We start from the raw sequence: 6,036 nt of genomic DNA, 5'->3' as shown, positions 1-6,036 counted from the left end.
GGGACCGAGCCCCAACCACCCCAGAGGTGGCCACCTCGACAACCCGGCCGATGCCGGTTCAGTACCGTGCGACCTGGCCTTTCTTGGGCGCCCGATACATCCGCCACAGCACAGCCGGTACGCGGTGCAGCGGGACCGGTCGCGGCCAGTCGGCGCCACGCAGCAGTGCCTCGGTGCCGCCGTCGACGGTGATCACCGTCCCGGACATGAAATCGGCTGCGGGTGAGAGCATCTGCATCACCCATGACGCCAGTTGCTCGGAGGTTCCGTACTCGCGGATCGGGATCGGGAAGGAGCGGACGTTCGCGGAGTTCGCACCGTCCAGCTGCGTCCGCAGCAGGGGCGTCATCACCGGCCCCGGGGCGATCACGTTGACCCGGATTCCGGCACCCGCCCAGTCGGCGCTCGTCCCCACCATGCGGCTCCAGCGGGTGACCGCGATCTTCGACGACGCGTACGCGATCGGTCCGGAGAGCCGCGGTCCGCGGCGCCGGATCATCGCGGTGGCGGCGTCGAGGTCGCCGCGCAGCAGCCGCCGGATCAGGCGCGGTGGCACGAACGGCGTGGCCGTTGTCGAATTCGAGCCGAAGACAACCACTTTGGCCTTGTCTGTGGCGGCCAGCAGCGGCCGGAGCGCCTCCAGCACCTCCACCACGCCGAGCAGGTTCACCTCGATGATCGTGCGTTCGCGTCCCCGCGCGGGGCCGAGGCCGGCGGCCAGCACCGCGCCGTCGATACGACCGTCGAGAAGGTCGAGGATCTCGGTGATCGCGGCCCGCCGGCCGGATGCGGTCGACAGGTCGGCGGTGACCTCGCCGCCGTCGCGGTCGACACCGATCACCGTGTGTCCCTGCTCGCGCAGCGCGTCGGCGACGGACTTCCCCATCCCCGACGCCGATCCGGTCACCACATAGGTTCCCACCGAGATGTACCCCTCCCCGCGCCGCAGTGGCGCCCAGCCGTGCCGGCGGTGACGATTCAGCCGTACCGGCGGTGCTCGCCGGTCGCCTCCACATCCTTGCCTGTCTCGCGGAGTACTCGCCGGTCATATGCCTGATTGAACGCCCGGAGTTCACGCAACAGACCCTCGGGCGTTCCGGGGGCGAGGTCGGCGAAGGTCGCCTCGATGCGGGCCGCGCGCAGCATTCCGTCGTGGTGGAAGGCCTCGCGGCCGGTGTCGGTGGGGCGGACGAAGCGGCTCAGCGATCCCGCCACCTCGAAGCGTTCGAGGTAGCCGTGTTTGATCGCGTTGTTGACCTGTCGATTGACCGTCGACTGTTCGAGGCCGAGTTCCTCGGTGAGTTCACGCAGGGTGCGAGCCCGACCGTCGGAGAGGACCAGCATGATCGCGAACGCCGAGGCCTCGAGCACGGACTCGGCATAGAACTCGGTCTTGCGGCGGTTGAACCGGCGCAGCTCGTCGACGAGGTCTCGGATCAGCGGCGACGGCCACGGGGCGTGGTCGTCGTCACTCCCCGCGCCGGAACTCGCCGTGCCGGAACTCACCGCGTCAGCACTCACCGCACATCCTCTCGGCCCAGACAGAAAATGTCCGATTCTTCTCGTGAATCATGCCACGAGTTTGCATATGTACCGTACATATGTACCCTGCATAAGTCCAAGGAGGTGCTTATGTCCCCGAACGAGCCATCCACGGCCGCCGAAGGCGCGGCCGGGAAGCAACTCGATACCGAATCCACGCCGCACGCCGAATCGTCGTCCGGCAGCGGTGCCATCGCCACCGTCGTCGCACTGTGTCTGGGCGGCCTGGTGGCCGCCCTCATGCAGACGCTGATCATCCCGATCCAGCCCGAGCTGCCCGAGCTGCTCGGCACCTCGCGCTCGAATGCGTCCTGGGTGATCACCGCGACCCTGCTCGCCGCCGCCGTCGCCATGCCCATCGCCGGTCGCCTCGGCGACATGTTCGGCAAGCAACGAGTGCTGGTCGGCAGCTCCATCCTGCTGCTCGTGGGTTCGTTGGTGTGTGCGCTCAGCTCGTCGCTGATCCCGATGGTCACCGGCCGCGCGATCCAGGGTCTGGCCATGGGCTTCATCCCCGTCGGCATCAGCCTGATGCGTGAGGTCACCCCGCCCAAGATCACCACCATGGCGATCGCCGCGATGAGCGCCACCCTCGGCGTCGGCGGTGCGATCGGCCTGCCGTTGTCGGCGTGGATCGCGCAGACCTGGAACTGGCACGGCCTGTTCTGGACCGCGGCAGCACTGTCGCTCGTCATCATCGCCGCCGTCGTCTTCCTCGTCCCGCATGTCGCCGATGCCACCGGTGGCCGCCTCGACGTCGTCGGTGCGATCGGTCTCGCGATCGGCCTGTGCGCCGCACTCATCGGCGTCTCGAAGGGCAACGACTGGGGCTGGGGTTCGGGCACCACGATCGGCATGATCGTCGGCGGTGTGGTGGTGCTGCTCCTGTGGGGCCTCCACCAGCTCAAGACCCCGGAGCCGCTGGTCGACCTGCGGACCACCGCCCGCCCGGCGGTGCTCCTGACCAACATCGCCGCCGTCGCGATCGGCTTCGGCATGATGGCCCAGTCGGTGGTCATCCCGATGCTGCTGGAGATGCCGGAGTCGACTGGCGTCGGCCTGGGCCAGACGATGCTCGCCGCCGGCCTGTGGATGGCGCCCGGTGGCCTGATGATGCTGGTCTTCGCCCCCGTCTCGAGCACCCTGATGAACAAGATCGGCGCCAAGCTCACCCTGGCCATCGGTGCCACCGTGCTGGGCGTCGGCTACCTGATCGCCCTGTTCCTGATGAATTCGCCGTGGCAGCTGATGCTCGCGTCGATCATCATGGCGTCGGGTGTCGGTATCGGCTACGCCGCCATGCCGACGCTGATCATGGGTGCGGTCCCGATCACCGAGGCGGGCTCCGCCGTGGGTCTCAACGGCCTCATGCGTTCGGTCGGCACCACCGTGTCGTCGGCCGTGATGGCCGTCCTGCTGACCACCGCGACCATCGAACTGGGCGGGCAGTCGCTGCCGTCGATGACCTCGTTCCGGCTCTGCTTCCTGGTGGGTGCCATCGCGGCGTTCGTGGGCGTGGCCATCACGCTTATGATCCCCAAGCGGGGACCGCAGCCGATCCCGGAAGGCGTCGTCATCACCGACGAGGCAGCCGCCGACGACGCAGCCGCCCCCGCAACACGCTGACGGACGGCCGACAAGGAGCGCTGGTGCAGGTCGAGGGGAACATCTTCGTGGTCACCGGTGCCGGAAACGGTATCGGCCGTCGGGTGGCGAGTGAGCTCGTCGCCCGCGGCGGTACCGTGGCCGGCGCCGACCTCGACGCCGGCGGTCTCGAGGAGACCGCCCGGCTGATCGGCCGGCCGGAGCGCTTCAGCAGCCACCTCCTGGACATCTCCGACGACGCGGCCGTGGCGGCCTTCCCGGAAACGGTGATCGCCGAGCACGGCCGCGTCGACGGTCTGTTCAACATCGCGGGGATCGCGCAGGACTTCGAGACCGCAGCCGGGATCACCGACGCCCGGCTCGACACGATCATGAAGGTCAACTTCTTCGGCACGGTTGCCATGACCCGCGCCTTCCTCCCCCATCTCGAGGACCGGCCCGACGGCGCGGTCATCATGAACACCTCGAGCCTGTCGGCCATCGTCCCGTTTCCGGGCGCAGCCGTCTACGGCGCCTCGAAGGCCGCCCTCGCCGTCTTCGGATACGGTCTGGCACAAGATCTCCGGGGATCGTCCAAGGTCACCGTCACCACCGTGCTGCCGGGCACCATCTGGACCGACATCGTCCGCACGAGCGCCAACCACCTGGGTACACCCGAGAAGGTGGCCGAGGTGTTCGCGATGAAGCCGGAGAAGGCCGCCACCAAGATGATCGACGCCACCCTCGAGGGGCGGATGCGCGTCGTCATCGGCAAGGACGCCCACGTGTTCAACGGTCTGCGCCGCGTCAGCTCACGCCTCGCCGAGCGCGCCGCCTATCTCCAGGTCGGGACGTTCCTCTACCGCAAGAAGTGATCCGACGACCCGCACGCGACGGCGGGTCGCGCTACCCCCAGAACCCGCGCTCACGCAGCAGCGCGACGGCACGATGACCGCCGCGGAGGAAGTGCCCTTCGATCAGCGTCCGCGCCATCCCCGGCGAACGGCTCGCGAGGGCGTCGACGATCTCCTGATGATCACGCAACGACGACGCGACCGATTCGGGATGGGCATCGAAGAACCCCTCCGGGATGGCCCCGCTGAGCAGCTTCAGCTCGGCGATCAGACGCCGGGACCGGGTGCCCTTGTTGATGATCCGGTGAAAATCGAAGTTCAGCCGGTCGATCTCGAACAGATCTGCACTCGACTCCATCCGTGAGGCCACCTCGCGCAACTCGTCGAGCTCGGCCTCGGTGAGGTTGGCCGCGGCCCGCTCGGCGGCCAGCCCGGAGATCACCCCCAGCATCCAGTAGTGGTCGCGGATGTCCTCGGGCGACAGGTCGGCGACGAATGCACCACGCCGCGGGATGGTCTCGACGATGCCCTCGCCGCTCAGCGCGATCAGCGCCTCCCGCACCGGGAGCTTGCTCATCCCGAGCCGCTCGGCGATCGCATCCTGATCGATCTTCGTGCCCGGTCTCAACTCGCCGGAGAAGATGGCCCGACGGATCTCCTGCGCGGCACCCTGCTTGAGCACCGCCGACGCGGACGTATCCCCCACCGGATGCTCCCGGGTGTTGGTCACCGGCCCCTCCTCGACATCTGATCAGCAGCGACGCTACCAGAATCTGATAATCAGGTGCAGGCCGGGAACACCGCAACCTGCATATATCTGCTCCTCACTGTTCATATCCCGGCTGATTTGATAATTTCGAGCCATGGCATCGCCCCAGGAGAAGTCACCGGCCGTCGACGCCGAGGACTTCGCGCAGATCCGCTCCGTGGTCCACGACTTCATCCGCACCTCCGTCGTGCCCCGTGAACTCGAGATCATGCAGACCGATGCCATCCCCGACGACATCCACACCCAGGCCGCCGAGATGGGGCTGTTCGGCTACGCCATCCCGCAGGAATGGGGCGGCCTCGGCCTCGACCTCACCCAGGACGTCGAGCTGGCCATGGAATTCGGCTACACCAGCCTCTCGCTGCGCTCGATGTTCGGCACCAACAACGGCATCGCAGGCCAGGTCCTGGTGAACTTCGGCACAGACGAACAGAAGCGGGAATGGTTGGAGCGCATCGCCTCCGGCGATGTCGTCGCCTCCTTCGCACTCACCGAACCCGGGGCCGGTTCCAATCCGGCCGGGCTGCACACCACCGCCGTCCGCGACGGCGACGACTGGGTGATCGACGGCCAGAAGCGATTCATCACCAACGCCCCGCTCGCCGACCTCTTCATCGTCTTCGCACGCACACGTCCGGCCGACGACTCCGGCACCGGGATCGCGGTCTTCCTCGTGCCCGCCCGCACCGAAGGCGTCACCGTCGGGGTCAAGGACCGCAAGATGGGTCAGGAGGGCGCATGGACCTCCGATGTGGGTTTCGACGGCGTGCGGGTGCCCGCCGCCGCGCTCGTCGGAGGCGACGAGGATGCCGGCTACCGTGCCGCGATGACCTCACTGGCCCGCGGCCGGGTGCACATCGCCGCACTCGCCGTCGGTCAGGCGCAACGTGCCCTCGACGAGTCGGTCGCCTACGCCGCACACGCCACCCAGGGCGGAAAGCCCATCGGCTCTTTCCAACTGGTCCAGGCGATGCTCGCCGACCAGCAGACCGGCGTGATGGCCGGCCGCGCGCTGGTCCGCGATGCCGCGGCCAAGTACGTCTCCGGCGAGGACCGGCGTACCGCACCGTCGGTGGCCAAGCTGTTCTGCACCGAGATGGTCGGCAAGGTGGCCGATCTCGCGGTCCAGATCCACGGCGGCACCGGGTACATGCGGGAGGTCCCGGTGGAACGGATCTACCGCGACGTCCGCCTGCTCCGCCTGTACGAGGGCACCAGCGAGATCCAGCGACTCATCATCGGCGGCAACCTGATCCGCGCCGCCTCGAAGTAACCCACGCTTTCCGA

General features: G+C 68.1%; 6 protein-coding genes. 3 read left to right on the top strand and 3 right to left on the bottom strand.

Features of this window, described 5'->3' with window-relative positions; all coding sequences use genetic code 11:
* Positions 1-58: 58 nt before the first annotated feature.
* Positions 59-922, bottom strand: a complete 864-nt coding sequence (locus GD1_RS17960) for an SDR family oxidoreductase (protein ID WP_059038633.1) — start codon at positions 920-922, stop codon at positions 59-61.
* 56 nt (positions 923-978) lie between these two features.
* On the bottom strand, positions 979-1,521 hold the full coding sequence (locus tag GD1_RS17955) for a MarR family winged helix-turn-helix transcriptional regulator (RefSeq protein WP_244882868.1): 543 nt from the start codon (positions 1,519-1,521) through the stop codon (positions 979-981).
* A 111-nt stretch (positions 1,522-1,632) separates the two neighbouring features.
* Here GD1_RS17955 and GD1_RS17950 point away from each other — a divergent pair, with 111 nt between their 5' ends.
* Entirely contained in the window at positions 1,633-3,168 is a 1,536-nt protein-coding gene (locus GD1_RS17950; RefSeq protein WP_059038632.1) for an MFS transporter, read from the top strand.
* 23 nt (positions 3,169-3,191) lie between these two features.
* Complete coding sequence (locus tag GD1_RS17945) at positions 3,192-4,001, top strand: SDR family NAD(P)-dependent oxidoreductase (protein WP_059038631.1); 810 nt, start codon at positions 3,192-3,194, stop codon at positions 3,999-4,001.
* A 31-nt stretch (positions 4,002-4,032) separates the two neighbouring features.
* Here GD1_RS17945 and GD1_RS17940 read toward each other — a convergent pair whose 3' ends face one another.
* The gene (locus GD1_RS17940; RefSeq protein WP_053778157.1) at positions 4,033-4,710 is read right to left on the bottom strand and encodes a GntR family transcriptional regulator; all 678 of its coding nucleotides are present in this window, start codon (positions 4,708-4,710) and stop codon (positions 4,033-4,035) included.
* A 133-nt stretch (positions 4,711-4,843) separates the two neighbouring features.
* Here GD1_RS17940 and GD1_RS17935 point away from each other — a divergent pair, with 133 nt between their 5' ends.
* Positions 4,844-6,022, top strand: coding sequence for an acyl-CoA dehydrogenase family protein (locus GD1_RS17935; RefSeq protein WP_059038630.1), 1,179 nt, complete (start codon positions 4,844-4,846; stop codon positions 6,020-6,022).
* Positions 6,023-6,036: the final 14 nt, after the last annotated feature.

Source organism: Gordonia desulfuricans NBRC 100010 (assembly GCF_001485495.1).
In the GTDB taxonomy this organism is placed as follows: Bacteria; Actinomycetota; Actinomycetes; order Mycobacteriales; family Mycobacteriaceae; genus Gordonia; species Gordonia desulfuricans.
The sequence above is the reverse complement of the archived record's forward strand: the minus strand, read 5'-3'. Positions and strand labels throughout refer to the sequence as shown.